This window comes from Shewanella sp. DNRA4, from assembly GCF_012843185.1.
Lineage (GTDB): Bacteria > Pseudomonadota > Gammaproteobacteria > Enterobacterales > Shewanellaceae > Shewanella > Shewanella xiamenensis.
In genome coordinates this window covers 75,211-92,847 of sequence record NZ_JABAIP010000004.1, presented here as the reverse complement: position 1 = coordinate 92,847, position 17,637 = coordinate 75,211, and the positions used below count along the sequence as shown (strand labels likewise).

The following is a 17,637-nucleotide window of genomic DNA, read 5'->3' as shown; positions in this document are numbered from 1 at the left end:
CTTGTGGTTCAGAAACTTCCAGTAGAAGTTTATTTTTTTGCCTTGCTATAGGTCACTGTCTTTGAACTTTTGGGGATTGTAGTGTTATGTCTTACAATAAATTGAAGAAGAAACTCATTTTAGTCATAACTATAAGTGCTCCATTTTCTGCACCATCTATTATGAGCGCTCAGCCAAATACGATTGTTTTCTTTGGTGCTGTATCACAACAAACTTGTGAAATCACAATCAATGGTGATTCTGCTAACCCTGTGGTACTACTACCAGCAGTTGCCGCATCTGAGTTAGCAACCCCAAGATCTGTCGCAAAAGAAACTGCTTTCACTTTAGGTCTTAAAGGATGTGATGGTTCAGCTTTTGTCTCATACACACTCTTTTCAGGAAATAATATCGGCGATTATGGCACTTTAAAGAATCTTGCAACTGATGGAGCATTAAATGTCGGCTTTCAATTAAAAAATATGCTTGGAGGGTATGAAATTGATGTTACAAATTTTCAGTATGCGTCACGAGAACCTGGTGTGAAAGTGAATGCAGGAGAGACCGAGGGTTCTTGGGATTATGCTGTACAGTATATTTCTATAGAGGGTGGAGCAACACCTGGTCGTGTTTTAGGCACGGTACAATATGCTGTTGTGTATGAATAATTATAATGAAGGTTAGGTGATACTAATTTGCTGAAGGATACTAAAGCAATTGTTTTTAATAAAAAACTCTGTACTCAATAACTGATATAACACTTTCCACCTAGCTTGATTGCAAACATAATATACTATCAACTACTTTCGAGTGCGATTCGCGTGCAGGTTGTTTACTGGAAGATGACTTTAAACTGTGAAAGTAGTATTTCATAATTTTTTCCGCAGTTTTCCCCCATTGTAAATGCATTTAATCTTAGCTGTGATTTCGTAGATGATTCTTACGGGTACATCAGCAACAGTATCTTTTCAGTAGTTTAGTTGGAGCAAATGCTTACCATTAATGTCTGTCATTATATAAAACCTCTTCACAGCCTTTGACACCAATTGCTGCACCATACCTACTTTCTATCCCCCCCTCCCCTCAGGTCATCACCATTAAATTTGTACATGGTGATTTAGCCGAGAGCCATTTCTTATGCACCAGCTTGCGCTTGGGAAATTACTCACCAATAATCAGAATGTTCCTACAAAAAAATCTGAGGTGAGTCATGTTAAGATCAAAAAATAACCAAGTGTTGGGAGTTGTTGTTTTTTCCGGAGCACTTTTTGTCACGCCTGCAAAGTCTGAGGGAGTAATCACTTTTCAAGGGATGATTGTGGAGTCTAGCTGCGAGCTAAATATTAATTCTGTTGAATGCTTGGAGACTGACGCTCCAAGTATCAAGCATTCAGTTGCGCATTTTAATGTTAATAAGCAAGCCTTACTAGTTGGAGAAAGCAAGCAGTTACGGGGCAGAACAAAAAAAATAGACGAAATAGATATTGTTAGAGTTGATAAAGATAAGTATTTAGTAACCGCTATTTACTTTTAGAAAGTATGTTTGAAGCTTATTAAAGATCACCTGATAACAGGTGATTTTTGTTTAAATTTTTTGTGATTATTTTGAATATACGGAGCTTTTCTTTGGGGCGTAATATGAAGATTTTACTGGTGATTCTTGCCGTGGTATGGGGGGGAGGGGCACACGCTACTTGTTATCGTATCAGTTATAATGGTGAGCTTGCAGATAAGAACAGCCCCTACTATATCAATCCCGATTTTGGCACTAATGCTATTTGGAATGGTGCCTCTGATAGTAACTTTGGATACACAGGCCTGTTAAATGTAATTGGGCTAACAAATACCTATTTACAGCCAGTAGGCACGCTTATCGCCAAAGCCCCTAATATGCCTATGTATCAATATGGGCAAACAGGAGGCTTTAACCCTGAACAAGTTTTATATCGTTGTGATGCTGAGGATGAGGGGCAATTATTTGAAAGTTATGCCACTAATTCTGACAATTATCTAAGTGGTCGCTCTCTAGTTACAGAAGCAGGTGTGCCACCCCATACTTATATGCTTAATAGCCCTGATATAGGCTTTAGAATTTGGAATGATACAGCGCAGGAATACGTGACAAGGAATTGGCGCTATCGTCCACTCACAAACCTTGATCGCGATGACAAAAATAAAATTTTAGTCAAAGCGAAAAATTTCAGTTCTATGTCCGTAGAGCTCATTAGGATATCGAGCCCAGCTGTTACAGATGGGCCTTATCAGCCTGAAAGTTACTATAGATTGACTTATAGCTATAATCAGCCTTTAGGCTATACAACCTTTATTGGGCCTGGTGTGCCGGGTTGTAATGAGGGGCAGTTGGGCACTTGTTACACGGGGTTTCATTCCAGTTGGCCTGGTAACATTAGCATTACAAATAATTTAATAATTCGACGTACTCAACTGTGCGCTTTTAGAAATGTTACCCCTTATGTTACTTTTCCACCTATTACAGCAACAGCATTGAGAAGAGGTGAAAAGGTTAAGGCTCAATTTACTTTGGATTATAACTGCGGCAAAGGTGCATTAATCGGAGGAACGACGGTAAATATGAATGCGGTAGGGTTTAAAATCAATAGCGAGGCCCGTCAAGCCGCTATTAATGAAGGCTTGATCGTCGGAGGAGGTATGACTGGGGTAAAAAAATTATTAAGTCGGGGTTATGGTGTCGATCCCTATATTGCTGTTGGCGTTGGCATCGAGATAGAGAGTGAAAATGGGGATATGATGAATTGGTTGACGGATGAAAACACTATTACGCAAGGGGTAAACCAACTTAATGGTTGGCATCCGCTACGCGGTGAACCAACCCCTGGTGGGCCATTAGATGATTGGTATTCCGAGCGTTTTAATGTTTACCTTTCGGCTAATGGCGGCGCCATTGCTCCCTCACCTGGTAAAGTGTATGCCACAGCTGAAGTGTTTATTCGAGTGATGTAGAGCAAATATAGCCAGCATCTGTTACGCAAATATTTTTATATAAAAAGACTCAACTACTGAGTCTTTTTTATTTTTGCAGTTAAAATATCATATCCCTGATAATCGATATTATTCCCATTTTGATTTTAATCTATTTTTAATATAAGTCTGTTTATAGTTTTTAAACCTTTGAAGCTGTCAAATATTCATATTTTGTTCAAGAAATAGGCTAAGGTTATGTTTGTATGAGTAATTAAATTGGCTCCTAGCACGTGGAATTAGCCTTTTCTACAGGTCTTCAATATTTCTGCTATCAGTTCAGATATTTCCTACATTTTAACGAACGTCATCTTACATCATGTTTTTTTATTTGAGCTCATAATGCTCTGGAATTCGATAAGTCCTCTCTTTTCGAATTTTTTCTTAATGTTCTTAATGTCAAGTTTGTTATTTAAAGGAAATTCAACATGAAAAAAATTAGCCTAGCCTTAGCTGCAAGCGGTTTATTACTGGGTTCAACAGCTGCTATGGCTGCAGGCCCAAACACTATTACCTTTATGGGTGAAGTATCAGATCAAACCTGTGAAGTCGAGATTAACGGTAACGCAGCTAACCCAGTTGTATTGCTGCCAACAGCAACGACTGCTGAATTAACTGCAGCAGGTAGCACTGCTAAAGAAACCGTTTTCACCTTAGGTGTAACTGGTTGTGACGGCGCCGCCTTTACTTCGAAAACTGTGTTTGTGGGAAATACTGTTGATGCCAATGGTAACCTGACTAACGTTGCTGCTTCTGGTGCAGCCAATGTAGCTCTTCAATTGTTAGATGCACCTAGTGGCGCTGCAATTGATTTAAATACTTCAACGCCAGTTGCGGGTGTGACTTTGGCTGCTGGTGAAACTGAAGGCACAGTTGATTATGCAGTGCAATATATCAGTGTTGCTGGTGGTGCCACTGCGGGCCCAGTACTTGGTTCAGTGCAATATTCAGTGTCTTATCAGTAATCCCGTCTATATTTAGGTATTGCTGGTGCATCTGTAATGGCCCATTTATGGGCCTTTTTTTTAGTTGGAGAATTGCGAGATGTGGAATCGCTGCTTATTTGTTATTACGACGTTACTGCTTTCTCAAGTTGCTCAGGCAAGTGTGGTGATGACAGGAACCCGTATTATCTATCCGGGCGATGCCAAGGAAAAGAGTGTACAGCTAGCAAATAATGATAGCTTCCCAAATGTTGTACAATTATGGACAGATATTAATAACCCGCAATCAACCCCTGAGAATGCGGATGGACCATTTGCAGTTTTGCCTGCTGTCGCTAAAGTCAAAGCGAATGGCGGACAAACTGTACGCCTTATTTATACCGGTGAAGCTTTGCCATCGGATAGAGAGTCAGTATTTTACTTGAATTTTTTACAAATCCCGCCAGCCGAGAAGGCCAGCAGCAATGAGAATAAAATGTTAATCATGTTGCGTAACAGAGTGAAGATTTTTTATCGCCCTGAGGGATTAAATATCAAGGTCTCCGAAGTGCCAAATTTAATTAATTTCACTGTGCAATCTCAACCAAATGGTTTGCAAGTCGAAGTGGAAAATACCAGTCCTTATTTTGCCTCATTCACTCGTGGGGACCTTAAATATCAAGGTCGGGATATTGCATTGCCAGTAGAAATGGTGGCGCCCTTTAGCAAGGTGAGCTGGGCAGTCGATAATATGAAGCTTGTGCCTCAAACACCCGCGAGTATTCAGTTTACTTTAGTAAATGACTTAGGTGCTTCAGTTACACAAGAGCAAGCTGTTGTTATTCGCTGAGGAGTTAGTCATGCATTGGGTAAGTATAATTATGGAAAAAAAAAGTAAGTGGCGGCTATTGCCGTTTCCAATATTACTGCTATCGGCACCGATTTATGCCGATGATATGGAATATGCATTTGATGAATCATTGCTATTAGGGCCTGGTTATAATTCCGATTATTTACAGCAGTTGGTAAATGGACCAGATATTTTACCTGGACAATACCAGGTAGACCTTTTTATTAATGGTCGCTTTGTGTCTCGCGAATTACTGCGCTTTGTTGATACTGGTAATAACAATGTCGAGCCTTGTATTGAAGAGTCGATCTGGCTCAATGCGGGGGTGCGCCCTGAGTTTATGGCGCCGGCGCCAGTTATTGGTAGTTGCAGTTTAGGGTACACGGTTAAAGGCAACAATTTTAGTTTTGACTCTGGCAGTTTAAGGCTCGATTTAACGGTACCACAGGCCTATATGGATAATAAGCCGCGAGGTTTTACTTCGCCTGAACAGTGGGATGGTGGTGAGACCGCGCTTTTTATTAATTACAATGGCAACTACTACCGTTCAGAGTCGAGTTATGGTCAGCGTAATACGAGTGAGTCTGGCTATTTAGGATTAAACTCGGGCTTTAACTTAGGATTGTGGCGAATCCGTAACCAATCGACTTACCAATATCGAGATTCAAGTTTTGGTACTGACACTGACTTTAAATCATTAAGGACGTATGCGACTAGAGCATTGCCTTTTTGGCAATCCGAATTGTCACTGGGTGAGCTTTATACCCGCAGCACAGTATTTGGCAGTATTAGCTTTAAGGGTTTTCAGCTTCAGTCTGATACACGGATGTTACCTGTGTCACAACGAGGTTATGCCCCCACAGTAACGGGTATTGCGCAAACGACGGCAAAAGTGGTGATTAAGCAAAATGGCCGAGAAATATACCAAACTACCGTTGCGGCAGGCCCGTTTGAAATTAATGACTTGTATCCTACAAGCTATCAGGGGGATTTGTTGGTTGAAATCAATGAGGCCGATGGTCGTGTGTCATCCTTTACTGTGCCTTTCAGTGCGGTACCGGGCTCTATGCGTGCAGGGCAATCCCAATATGCGCTTTCTATGGGTAAAAGTACCAATACGGGGGAGGATGGATATTTTACTGATGCAACCTACGAGTTAGGTTTATCAAATGAGATAACAGTCAACACTGGGCTGCGGCTTGCCAGTGACTATGTTGCGGTAAGTGCTGGTAGTGTGTTTAGTACGCCGATAGGTGCCGTTGGTGTTACTGGGGTGTATTCCCATGCAAAATTAAAAGACTATATAAATGATGCCGAATCTGAGTCAGGTTGGCGCCTTGGTTTGAACTACAGCCGAGCCTTTGACAGTGGCACCTCTGTTACCTTGGCGGGCTATAAGTATTCAACGGAGGGCTTTAGGGAGCTAAGTGACGTTTTCCGTCAGCGCGCCTATGTTGATAATGGCTTTGACTATAGCTCCGAGAATTACCTGCAGAAAGCGGAAATGGTATTAAGCATGACTCAGCAGTTGGGAGACTGGGGGTCACTTGCTGTGTCGGGAACAAAACGCCAGTACCGTGATGGGCGAGAGGATGATGATTCATACCAGCTAGGTTATTCGAGCCAGTTTGGCCCTGTCAGTCTGGGAGTGAATTATGCACGTCAGTACTTAAATCAAACAGAAAATACTGTTGGTGGGCCTATTTCTGTCAAAACCAAAGATGATGTTTGGTCATTAAGTTTATCCATGCCGTTGGGGGTTAACAGTAAACATTCTGCAGTAACAGGTTATAGCCATAGCGCAAACAGTAACAACTATTATGCGGGTATTTCAGGCACACTTGATGATGAAAACACTTTGAGTTACTCGGTTAATGCAAGTCGACAGGATGATGACTTTTATAACTCGGACAGCTATAGCGCAACGCTGAATAAGCGTACCAGCATAGCCAATATGGGCGTGAACTATTCCCGTAGTGATAACTATCAGCAGTGGGGCGGCAATATCCGCGGTGCGGTTGTAGTGCATGAGGGGGGACTAACCTTAGGGCAATCGGTGGGGGATACCTTTGCCATTATTGAAGCACCGGGTGCCGAAGGGGCCGCAGTTAAAAATAACTGGGGAACTTACATTGATAGTAATGGTTATGCCTTAATGCCAAGTTTAATGCCTTACCGCACCAATGATATCAGCTTAGATTCGGCAGATATCGATGAAGATGTCGAGTTATTAGATTCTCGCAAAACGGTTACCCCTTATGCGGGTGCTGCGGTAAAGCTTAAGTATGAAACCCGTAAGGGTAAAGCGGCACTCTTTATTGCCAAGCTTGATTCGGGTGAGGTCGCGCCTTTAGGGGCAAGTATTCTCGGCTTGCAAGGGGAAAATATCGGTACCGTTGGGCAGGCGGGGTTAGCTTATGTGCGACTCGCAGAGCCTATGGGTAAGCTAACCCTAAAATGGGGTGAGGGCAGTGAAGATCGCTGTCAAATCCATTATGACTTAACCGAGCAGCCGACGGATGTTCGTTTATACCGTCTACCAACGGTGTGTTCCGTGACGAATCAATAAGGGGTGAATATGTTTACAAGATTAGTATTAACATTGTTTTTGTTGAACTTTACGGCTTCAGCTTTTGCCCTTTGTGCACGTGTACCCAGTGCTGCTGGGCAGTCATGGCCAGCAGGTTGGGAACCATTTGACCCTACAACAGGCGTCAAAAATAACTGGAACGGTGGCATTAATGGTGGTGGATTGAATATGGGACGAGTTAACCTTGCCTCAGATTTGGTTCAACCTATTGGCTCAGTAATTGCCAATGGAGGACCTGTGCCACTTACCCAATATGGTGAGCATGTTGGATTTCAACCTGAACAGGTGCTTTTTGTCTGCTCACCTAATGAAGAAGGATTATTATATGAAGGTTTCGTTGCATCTAATGGAGCTTATCAAGGTGGTTTAGTAATAGAACCCAATGTGCCTGAACTCACTCATACAACCTTTGTTAAGCGTGTGGGCTGGCGAGCGTTACATGTGACAACGGGTAAGTATTTTTCCCGTAATTGGCAATTAAGACCGCTTACAGGATTGGATCGGGATATTTATGGTCGAATATTGGTTAAGGCAAAAAACTTTAGCGATGTTCAGTTGGAATTTATTAAGATCCCCAGCCCGACACAAACAGACAGTACAGGGGCATATCATGCTCCAAATACAACTGGTTTTGGCTATTACGATCCCTTTGGCTGGGTTAGTTTAATATCCCATAATACTGAAGATGTATCTGCTTCTAACAAACTTCTAGATTGTAAAGACGGACAATCTATTTCGGAATGCCATATCTCCAGTGTTCGTTATGAACAGATTGTTGGCCCATTGTCAAATACCAATGCACATACGGGAGGTAATGGAGGGGGGTTTACCTCATATAAAGGATGCACAATTGCGAATGTCACACCATTAGTGATTTTTAGCCCTATTTCGGTCTCTGAACTCGAAGGAGGAGGCAAGCGAACCGGCAGAATTGATATTGAGTACCACTGTGAAAATGGTGCCACGTTCGGTGCCGCTGCTTTAGGAGCTAATTCGATTGGATTTAAAGTGAGTGATGCTTCTAAAAATATTGCTTATAGCCTTGGCCTTAGGACGCCGACGGGGGCAGGGGTGACTAAACTTTTGAGCGAGAATTATGGTGCACCAGGTGTTGCAAAGGGGGTGGCTATAGAAATGTTAAAGAATGATAGTATTGGAGTGATGAATTGGTTGACGAGCTCATCACAAAAACTGGGTGGCAATAAAGATGGTTGGTATTCACCGAATGGCTTCAACATGAGTCCAGACCCAATAAGAGTGTATAACACTAGCTATGATGTTGAGCTATCGAGATTTACCCCGCCATCATTGCCAGCCGATCCTGTCACGGCGGGCATTGTGTATGCGACCGCGGAAGTATTAATTGTTGTCCAGTAGTAACAAATATTTCTAACATTATTATATAAGGCCAAGTGATACTTGGCCTTATACTATTTGAGGCATTGAAACGAATGATGATAATTTACGGTAAATGGTCAACATGCTATCCAGTAAATATGCTATATATTTTCAATCTCTTACCATTTGAGCAACCAAAATGCGCCTAATATACTTTACTTTAGCCTTTTTATTATTTGGATTTTCATCTGTCGTTTTGGCTGGTGTGGTCGCCGAAAATACGCGTATCATTTATAACATTAATAAAAAAGAGCAATCCTTTCAATTTGTTAATATAAATGACTACCCAGTATTGGTTCAGCTGTGGGTCGATGATGGCAATATTGATGGCACACCTGAAAAAGCACCTGACTCGCCAGTAATCCCGCTGCCCGCCATTTTTAAATTAAAGAGCAAGGAGACTAAAAGTATTCGATTTGTCAAAGTGGATGAGAATTTAGTAACCGATAGAGAAACGCTTTACTGGTTAACAATTTACGAAGTGCCACCGCTACCAGAGAAAGACAGTAAGTCCGAAGATAGTGCAGTGCTTATATTGACTACGCGTACCCAAATGAAGTTGTTGTTAAGGCCAGCAGAGTTATTTAGTCAAGCGAGTACTATGGCGTCGAATATGTCGTATAAATGGGAGGATAAGTCACTTGTTTTAACAAATAATTCGCCGTTTTATCTAACCATAGCGGCTTTGCGATTATCAGACAAAGAGGATAAATCCTATTATAATGGCATGTTAGCACCATTTTCACAAATTACCGTAGCATGGGAATCGACAGCTAGGCCTGAATCGCTAGTTGTCACCTATCTAGATGATAATGGTTCACAGAATGATATAGTTGTAAATAATAAATAAGATAAAATGCAATCATTCATTTATGATGATTGCATTTTTAAACCTGAAGTTTTAAATTTTATACTCTATCACGTATTTGCATATTAATTTCTTTTGCAAGTCGTTCAATTGCAATTTCGATTTTATCAGACATTTCAATCAATTCATTTGAAGATTTGATTTGTTCTAGTTGTTCGCAGGCTATAACTAATTCTGTTGCCGCGATAATTCTAGCTGCACCTTTAATTTTATGAGCAATATTTTTTGCGTCAACAATATTACTATTATTAACCGCTGCTTTAAGCTCTACTAGGTCTGCCTGATTCGCATTGAGCAGTTCTGTTAATAGTTGCTCAAATAATGAAACATTTCCACCTGTTAGCTTCTCTATCGTTTCTGGTAAAAAAACCTTTTCCGATGGATTGCTATGTTTTATTTCCTTATTAAAACTATCAAGCTTTAGTTTTAAATCCTCTAAACTAATTGGCTTAAACAGACAATCATTCATACCTGCATCTAAACAAGCTTCTTTTGCTTCCAATTGCGCATTGGCAGTATATCCAAGCACAATAGAAGGTTTTAAGTTATGAGCTTGTTCATACTGGCGCAGTCTTCTACTAAGTTCATAGCCATCCATTAGCGGCATATTACAGTCTGTTAATACAATACGGTAAGGTTGCTGGCGGAAAAGCTGTAGAGCTTCTAAACCATTATTGGCTTCATCAACAGAATGGCCTAGATAGCGTAGTTGTTGAGATAGTAGTAATCTATTGGCTGAATGATCATCAACTATTAATATATGTTGTGATTGTGTAGTGGGGTTATTTGAGTCAACAGTATCAGGCAAAGCCGTAGACTTGGGGCTGGATTTAATAGGTTGTAAGGGTAACTCAATACAAATAGTTGTGCCTTTATCTGGAACACTGGCCATCGATATTTCACCGCCCATCATATCACACAATGAGCGACAAATTGCTAAGCCTAAACCTGTTCCACCTTTATTATGAGCGCCATTATGCGCTTGAACAAAAGGCAAGAATAAATTTTCTTGTTCTTCTAAAGGAATGCCTATACCTGTATCTATAACTCTCAACATGAGATATGGCTGCTGATTAAATCCAACTTTTAGCTCTGCTTCAATACTCACTTTTCCTTTAGTTGTAAATTTAATGGCATTACTAATAATATTAGATAATATTTGTTTTAATCTTAATGGGTCTAAAAGTACACATTGAGGAAGTTTTTTATCGAAAATGAATTCAATCGGTAATCTTTTTTCTAGAGCAATCCCTTCAAAAATTTGAATAACGGATTTGATTGTCTGCTTTAAATCAATCTCTGTTGGATTTAATGTTAACTCACCAGCCTCGATCTTGATAATGTCTAAAATATCGCCTATGAGGGCAAGCAATCCTTTTGCTGAATCATAGGCAACTCTAATTGAGTTAAAATCAAACTGATTATTCTCAGACCTTTTTAATGAAAGCTCTAATAATCCTATGATTGCATTCATTGGTGTACGAATTTCATGGCTCATTGTTGCCAAAAATTGAGTCTTTGCTTTACTCGCGCTATCTGCTTGTTCTTTAGCTTCGGTAAGTTGAGCTAAAAGCTTTACCCTATCACTTACATCTATCCACCCTCCGACAATACCACAAATCTTTCCATATTCATTTTTAAAAGGCTGGAACCAATGATAGATATCAACAGGTTTGCCATCGATATGGATTTGTCTATCACGGCTAATTGCTTTATTCTCAATCATTGCTGCTTGATATTCAATATCAAGTTCCGTAGCTTCTATAACTCTATTGCTACCTTGCTCTGTAGTTTTGTAAAGGATATGTTCTTTATTACTCGCTTTGAAGGTTCGCTGGTAACTTTCATTGCAAAGAATTAATTCTCTCTCTAAGTTTCGAACATAAATGGGATGTGGGATACTATCTACGACTTCTTGCATAAACAATAGTTGATTATGCAACTCTTGTTTTGCATCAAGACGCCTAATGTAATGAATGCGTGTAAGCCAAGTCCAATAGAGGCCTGCAAGTATAAATATAATAGTTGCTCCTATCATGGTATAAATCGTGTACTTATAATCGCGCCAAGTTTCTTTACCTGGGACAGCATTACGATGCCAACGATTTTCCAAAGAGAGTAATTCATCGGGAGGAATGGTAAATAATGCTTTATTGAATATGTTGATTAATTCTGGATTACTCTTGTCAGCTGCAAAAGAAAGGCTTGCAATTGGATTATCTACCACTATGCTATCAATACTTAGTTTGTCTTCAAAATAATGATTTATATAATAGTCAGCGACACCAAGTGGTACAATTGTTGCGTGAGCTTGTCCTTTAGTTATTTCGGTCATTGCTTCTAAATAGTTTTCAACTCTGACGACTTTTGCATTTGGTATTGCTTTAGGTATTAAATCATTAACAGCATCTGATGGTGGTAATGCTAACTTGAGTTGTTTTGTATCTTTTATAGCTAGGTTAGTGTTCTTTCTTGATACTATTACAAAGGGTGAGCTAGTAAATTGTTTACTAAATATAAACTTATCCTTAAGCCTAGTTGATGCAGACAAGATGGCTATGTCGGCACTATCATAGGTTAAAAAGCTTTCCATTTCATCGAAGCTTTGGGTACGGATGACAATAAACTCAATTCCAGTATTAAGACTTATAGCCTCTAAAATATCTGCTACAAAACCTTGAAAATTCCTATTTTGATCAAAATAACTTATCGGAGCATTAAATTCATTAACAACTACTCTGATAGGTCTATGCTGCTCAAGCCATTTTTTTTCATTCTGATTAAAAATTAATTCTCTATCATTATGGACAAGAGCTATCCCACCGCTGCTCCAGCGCTTTCTAATTACCCAATGCTCACTTTCAGGTAACTGTTCTAGAGCACTATTTATAATTTCTTTTAATGGATTCCCAGGATTAAATGCAAAGCTTATCCCTCTCGTATCTACCGGTATCAAATCTTTTAGTATTAAGTTTTTTGAAAATATATTATTAATGATATGACTTGCTGAGTAAGTGTCGATGATGACGCCATCTGCATGACCGAATGCTGCTGCCGCAACAGCTTCAATTCTAGAGGGATAAGGTACTAAATCTGAATTAGGGAAAAGTTTTTTTAGTTCTTCGTCTGGTAAATAATCATATGATGTAGCTATACGCTTAGGCGTTTCAGATGACTTTAATTGATCAGAAACATATATTGCTGGAATGTCATATAAATAGTTATTGCTTAACTCTAAGCCAAAAAATTCTTCATATCGATTTGCTGTTGTTAGTATATCAATTGAACGGGTTTTTATCGCATTAATTGCTTCTGTGCGAGAATCATAATAAAAAATCTCAATATCTAATTTAAGTGCATTAGATAGAATTTTAATATAATCTGCACTAACACCTTCATAAAATTTACTATTCCCATTCATTGTAATATCAAATGGGGGGTAGTCTGGTTTCGAGATACCTACTCTTAGTTTTTTATGTTGTTTAAGCCATTTATCTTGTTCTGGTGTAAAATGAAATTCTACATTTCCAATGGTGGGATAACCATATAATAGTAAATTTTTACTTTCTCCAGCGAAAGCCAAAGTCGAAAAATTAGCAATTATAATAAATAAAAATAATAATCTTTTTTTTAAATAAGTTATCATGTTATGTTATTTCTTTTTGCAATTTCAATTAAATCGACTAAATTATTTGCGTTGAGCTTTTCCAAAAGTCGCGTTTTATAAGTGCTAATAGTTTTATTGCTCAGTAGCATTCGATCTGCTATTTCTTTATTAGACAGGCCTAATGTTAGCTGCTGAAGGACCGCCATTTCTCGTGTCGATAGCTTTTTAATTAAGTCAACTTCATTATTATTAGTGTAATCATAGATATTAATATTATTGAGAATCGGAAAATATGAGTGCCCAGAAAGTATTGCTCTAAGTGCATGTATGACTTCTGTCAGATCTTTTTGCTTTGAGACATAGCCAGATGCACCTGCTTGGATACAACGAGTTACAAAATAGTCTGATGGTTGTGCTGTTAGTACAAGTATCAGTGGTGGCTTAGCTAACTTTTTTGACCTTTCAATTACCTCAAGGCCATCTAGTTGAGGTATACCAATATCAAGAATGACTGCATCAGGCGCAAGATCTTTCACTAGCCTTAGGGCATCTACCCCATTATTGGTTTCTGATATTACTTCAAAGCCATGCTGTTCAAGGATAATTTTTAAGGCTAAAACAACAACAGGATGATCGTCAACTAGTAAGATCTTTCTTTTCATTCAAATAGTTCCAAAGTGATTTTGCATTATTATTCAGCAAACAAAGTACCATATTGTAGCCGTTTACTTGGTACTTGGGCCCTATTAAGTAGAAAGCTAAGAATCTTCCTACAAGCTATTCAGCTCCTTCTTTTTAAAAAAAATTATAACCTACAATGAAGATGTGTCGAGTGTTACTTTAAATTTTTTAGGCTTAAACGATATAGAATTAGCGCGGAAAGCATAGTTGCTAAGTGTCACTGAAATTTATGGTTCAACAGATATCCTATGTTTTACTAGGTTTTATTTAAGACTATTTTAAGGTTTGCTATGAGTAAGATTAGTGTGATTATTTTAGAGGATCACCCATTTCAAAGAGCTGTACTAAAATACAATTTAGCATCTTTTGCTATTGTTGAGGTTTACGCATTTGGAACTGCTCAGGATGCCTTAGAGTGGCTTGATATCCACAATCATATTGATATTGTTATTTGTGATTTAATGATGGCGGGCATTGATGGACTGTCTTTTTTGCGTAAAGCTAAGTCTAAATATCACATTTCAGCTGTTGCGTTGTTCAGCTGTATAGATCTGGAGTTACGTCGTTCCGTCTCTCAAATGATAAAAATGCTTGATTTCGAATATCTTGGTGATTTAGGTAAGACCCCTTCAACTGATAATCTTCAAAGTATGTTGGATAAATTTATTTATTCACAGACTCAAAAGAAATTAGATAATTGTACTTTGCAGAATCAGAATAGATCCTTTGATTTTGGCTTGGCTGATTTCAAAGTTGCTATTGAAGATAAACAATTCATTGGATACTACCAACCTAAGTTTGATGTAGATAGTTTTCAATTGAATGGTGTTGAGATGTTAGCTAGATGGGTACACCCTGAGTTAGGTCATCTTGGGCCGGCAGTGTTTATAGAACCCTTAATCGCTCATGGTTTACTTGATGAACTTTTTTTTCAGTTGTTTGAACAAGGCTGTCGATTGCAACAATCCTTGAAGTTACGGGAAGAACAATTATCTATAGCTTATAATCTGGATATATCACAACTTAATTCAACAAAACTCGTTTATAAAATCGTTAACATAGCAAAAAAATATTGTATTTCACCACATTTAATTACACTTGAGATTACAGAAACGGGTTTACTCTCGGCGCCAGCTGTTAATATGGAAAATTTGATACGACTTAGGATGCAGGGTTTTGAACTTGCAATTGATGATTTTGGTGCTGCGCATTCTTCGTTGGAAAGATTGTGTGAATTACCTTTCTCGCAGATTAAACTGGATAGCTGTTTTGTAAGGAAATTAAACGTTGAACCTAGATGTCAAGCTGTAATTTCTAGTGTAATAGCTTTATCTGAAGCCCTTAATATGGAATTGATTATAGAGGGAATCGAAACAAATTCGCAACTCACATTGCTACAGCAATTAGGTTGCAAAATAGGGCAAGGGTTTTGTTTTTCACGACCTATTGATGAGCATACGTTTATTCAGCGTTTTTTACCAACTAAATATTTTTCAGCTTTAACTGAAAAATCTGACACTGCTTTAGGGTATTGATTTTGTTTTTTTATTCATTGAGTTTTAAAGAATTATTTATCGGTTTGACAATATTATTCTATTCAACTAACTCTTCTGCAAAAGTGGAACATGTTAGTTTGAATCAAGTAATGTCCTCTGTTGGTGATTTACCTCTTTTCAAAATGAATATTGTTTTATCTGGTCAAAGCTCTGTTGATTCTGGGTTAGAATTTTATCTAGTTCAGAATAGTGGAGAGGAGAAGTTAGTTGTTCAGCATTTAAATCAATTCTTAATATTATTAATGGGATTAGACAAAATTACCGATGATAATGCTAAAATAGTTGTCAGAGAGTGGCATAAGGTGAAGGAAATTCAATTGTTTGATAATGCTAGAGTGGATAGTGATAACCTTTCTCTATCTAAGTCACTTTCAGATGGGGCTGTTTCTTCTAATGTAATTAATGTTAAATTTTCTAAAAATATTGCGGGCTGTAATTTGAATTATGGAGGTCAAGAAACACTTTGGCGTCTAGGATTGAACTTCGGGGCTCTATGGGGAATGAATAATTACGCAGCAATGCTTTTAATTTTTTATGATAATCCACATGCATTTAATAATGGTAATATAAATGGTTTAAAGAAAGATGCAATTTTGAAATGTCCTAGTGAAGAAACTCTTGAAATGTATAAAATTAAGCAAGATGCTAAAGAAATATTTAATAAAATGATTGTCGAATAATGCTGCAGATTCCGAAAAAATCATTATTCACTAATAAATAATCCTGCTTGATTAATGATTTCTTGCCGATTGACTTTCAAGCTTGTTTGTTCAAGGTTTTCTGGCCAAGGGTAATAGCGGCGCGGCCTTTTAAAGCGAGCAATTTTATCGGCGAGAAAGGCTTCAAGCTCGGCTTCTATTGCACGCATTTCTTGGCTTGTGTTGCTGCCGACAGTCCCACTGCGGAGAATGTCACCACGAATAATGGCGGCGGGGAGTTGGCCGAAGGTGACGTCAGGCAGAGGGAAGACGATTGCCTCATAAATTAGCGGATGTAGTTTGAGCGCCGCTTCAATTTCCTCTGGCTGAATGTTCTCGCCGCCACTGATAAACATATTATCAACGCGGCCCAAGATCTTAAGATTGCCGTTAGCATCCCACTCGCCCATGTCTTTGGTATAAAACCAACCCTCGGTATCGAGTGGTTTTTCGATTCCCTTATCCGTGAGATAGCCCATAAATAAGCAATCTCCCCGTACCCAAATCACCCCATCGACAATTTTGAGTTCACGCCCTGGGAGTAATTTGCCACTGGTGCCATCGCTTAGCGCTGGGCCTGTGGTGATTTGCGAGCCCATTTCTGTCATGCCGTAACTGGTAAAGCTGGCAATATGCCGCTGTTCGAGCTGTTTAAGCAAATCGACAGAAATTGCGCCGCCGCCGAGTAGCAGGGCTTTAATGCTCTTGAGTGAAACCTGTTTATCTGTGAGTAGATTGAGTAACTGTGTCGGTACGAGGGAAGCATGGGTTAAGCCGTCACGCTCGATTTGTACCTGCAGCGGGAGAGTCGGATCCGGCAGTACTACCGTCGCCGCCACTAAGGCGCAGCGGTTGAGAATGGCGAGGCCGCCAATATGAAACAGGGGTAACGACAATAACCAAGCATCACCTGTGACCAGCGGGATCAGACTGCGAGCACCCTCGGCATTGGCAATGTGATTCGCAAGATTATGCACGGCCGCCTTAGGAAAACCACTGGAGCCAGAGGTTAAAATCACATTGCTTGGGCGATAAATATCAAAGGCTGTCGCGGCTTGCTCATTGTTTGGACTCACATCGAGGCTAACATCCAGCGTGAGTTGATGACTGCCTGACAAGGCCAACTCAGTTTCGCTCCAATAAAAAGAAATTTGGTGGCTATCGATAAGCCCTTGAACTTGCACCTGCGGAAAACGTGGCGAGATAGGAAAAAAGATTGCGCCAATATCCACACAGGCCCAATACAGGCAAATCATCTCTAAATTATTACGGCTAATACACGCCAGAGGTTGCCCTTGGCCAACACCTATGCGCGTGAGCTGTTCACCTAAGCCCAGCACCATATGGCTTAAACTGGCATAGCTGATGTCCTGTCCATTGCACTTAACCGCCGTTTGTGTGGGCGAGGTGAGCGCAGCGCTATGTAATGGCGAGATACCTTGCTGTGAAATGGATTGGGATGGAGCCAATGCTTGAGATTCGGACAT

The 17,637-nt window shown here is 39.5% G+C and carries 13 protein-coding genes; 10 read left to right on the top strand and 3 right to left on the bottom strand.

Features of this window, described 5'->3' with window-relative positions; all coding sequences use genetic code 11:
• Positions 1-86 precede the first annotated feature (86 nt).
• The 8 genes from HG547_RS05575 to HG547_RS05540 all read left to right on the top strand — a co-directional run bounded on the left by HG547_RS05575 (position 87) and on the right by HG547_RS05540 (position 9,590).
• Positions 87-647, top strand: coding sequence for a fimbrial protein (locus tag HG547_RS05575; RefSeq protein ID WP_211164563.1), 561 nt, complete (start codon positions 87-89; stop codon positions 645-647).
• Positions 648-1,189: 542 nt separating this feature from the next.
• On the top strand, positions 1,190-1,513 hold the full coding sequence (locus HG547_RS05570; RefSeq protein ID WP_169547246.1) for a type 1 fimbrial protein: 324 nt from the start codon (positions 1,190-1,192) through the stop codon (positions 1,511-1,513).
• A gap of 104 nt (positions 1,514-1,617) precedes the next feature.
• A complete protein-coding gene (locus HG547_RS05565) occupies positions 1,618-2,961 on the top strand; it encodes a fimbrial protein (RefSeq protein ID WP_169547245.1) in 1,344 nt (447 codons plus the stop codon).
• Positions 2,962-3,407: 446 nt separating this feature from the next.
• Positions 3,408-3,944, top strand: coding sequence for a fimbrial protein (locus tag HG547_RS05560; RefSeq protein ID WP_169547244.1), 537 nt, complete (start codon positions 3,408-3,410; stop codon positions 3,942-3,944).
• A gap of 79 nt (positions 3,945-4,023) precedes the next feature.
• Complete coding sequence (locus HG547_RS05555) at positions 4,024-4,752, top strand: molecular chaperone (protein WP_169547243.1); 729 nt, start codon at positions 4,024-4,026, stop codon at positions 4,750-4,752.
• 31 nt (positions 4,753-4,783) lie between these two features.
• The gene (locus HG547_RS05550; protein ID WP_248278700.1) at positions 4,784-7,321 is read left to right on the top strand and encodes a fimbria/pilus outer membrane usher protein; all 2,538 of its coding nucleotides are present in this window, start codon (positions 4,784-4,786) and stop codon (positions 7,319-7,321) included.
• 9 nt (positions 7,322-7,330) lie between these two features.
• On the top strand, positions 7,331-8,719 hold the full coding sequence (locus HG547_RS05545) for a fimbrial protein (protein ID WP_169547241.1): 1,389 nt from the start codon (positions 7,331-7,333) through the stop codon (positions 8,717-8,719).
• A gap of 160 nt (positions 8,720-8,879) precedes the next feature.
• Positions 8,880-9,590, top strand: a complete 711-nt coding sequence (locus HG547_RS05540) for a molecular chaperone (protein ID WP_169547240.1) — start codon at positions 8,880-8,882, stop codon at positions 9,588-9,590.
• 58 nt (positions 9,591-9,648) lie between these two features.
• Here HG547_RS05540 and HG547_RS05535 read toward each other — a convergent pair whose 3' ends face one another.
• Together HG547_RS05535 and HG547_RS05530 are read right to left on the bottom strand one after the other, a co-directional pair.
• The gene (locus tag HG547_RS05535; protein WP_169547239.1) at positions 9,649-13,254 is read right to left on the bottom strand and encodes a transporter substrate-binding domain-containing protein; all 3,606 of its coding nucleotides are present in this window, start codon (positions 13,252-13,254) and stop codon (positions 9,649-9,651) included.
• On the bottom strand, positions 13,251-13,877 hold the full coding sequence (locus HG547_RS05530) for a response regulator transcription factor (RefSeq protein ID WP_169547238.1): 627 nt from the start codon (positions 13,875-13,877) through the stop codon (positions 13,251-13,253). The genes HG547_RS05535 and HG547_RS05530 overlap by 4 nt, the downstream gene beginning before the upstream one ends.
• 309 nt (positions 13,878-14,186) lie before the next feature.
• Here HG547_RS05530 and HG547_RS05525 point away from each other — a divergent pair, with 309 nt between their 5' ends.
• Together HG547_RS05525 and HG547_RS05520 are read left to right on the top strand one after the other, a co-directional pair.
• A complete protein-coding gene (locus HG547_RS05525; RefSeq protein ID WP_169547237.1) occupies positions 14,187-15,431 on the top strand; it encodes an EAL domain-containing response regulator in 1,245 nt (414 codons plus the stop codon).
• A 2-nt stretch (positions 15,432-15,433) separates the two neighbouring features.
• Entirely contained in the window at positions 15,434-16,132 is a 699-nt protein-coding gene (locus tag HG547_RS05520) for a hypothetical protein (RefSeq protein WP_169547236.1), read from the top strand.
• 23 nt (positions 16,133-16,155) lie between these two features.
• On the opposite strand, the gene menE is transcribed toward HG547_RS05520, so the two are convergent.
• A complete protein-coding gene (gene menE / locus HG547_RS05515) occupies positions 16,156-17,637 on the bottom strand; it encodes an o-succinylbenzoate--CoA ligase (RefSeq protein WP_169547235.1) in 1,482 nt (493 codons plus the stop codon).

Coding starts and splice junctions, on each gene's coding strand:
- HG547_RS05535 (WP_169547239.1), bottom strand. CDS start 13,254: ATGATAACTTATTTAAAAAAAAGATTATTATTTTTATTTATTATAATT.
- HG547_RS05530 (WP_169547238.1), bottom strand. CDS start 13,877: ATGAAAAGAAAGATCTTACTAGTTGACGATCATCCTGTTGTTGTTTTA.
- HG547_RS05570 (WP_169547246.1), top strand. CDS start 1,190: ATGTTAAGATCAAAAAATAACCAAGTGTTGGGAGTTGTTGTTTTTTCC.
- menE (WP_169547235.1), bottom strand. CDS start 17,637: ATGTCCGAATCTCAAGCATTGGCTCCATCCCAATCCATTTCACAGCAA.
- HG547_RS05555 (WP_169547243.1), top strand. CDS start 4,024: ATGTGGAATCGCTGCTTATTTGTTATTACGACGTTACTGCTTTCTCAA.
- HG547_RS05545 (WP_169547241.1), top strand. CDS start 7,331: ATGTTTACAAGATTAGTATTAACATTGTTTTTGTTGAACTTTACGGCT.
- HG547_RS05565 (WP_169547245.1), top strand. CDS start 1,618: ATGAAGATTTTACTGGTGATTCTTGCCGTGGTATGGGGGGGAGGGGCA.
- HG547_RS05575 (WP_211164563.1), top strand. CDS start 87: ATGTCTTACAATAAATTGAAGAAGAAACTCATTTTAGTCATAACTATA.
- HG547_RS05550 (WP_248278700.1), top strand. CDS start 4,784: ATGGAAAAAAAAAGTAAGTGGCGGCTATTGCCGTTTCCAATATTACTG.
- HG547_RS05540 (WP_169547240.1), top strand. CDS start 8,880: ATGCGCCTAATATACTTTACTTTAGCCTTTTTATTATTTGGATTTTCA.
- HG547_RS05560 (WP_169547244.1), top strand. CDS start 3,408: ATGAAAAAAATTAGCCTAGCCTTAGCTGCAAGCGGTTTATTACTGGGT.
- HG547_RS05525 (WP_169547237.1), top strand. CDS start 14,187: ATGAGTAAGATTAGTGTGATTATTTTAGAGGATCACCCATTTCAAAGA.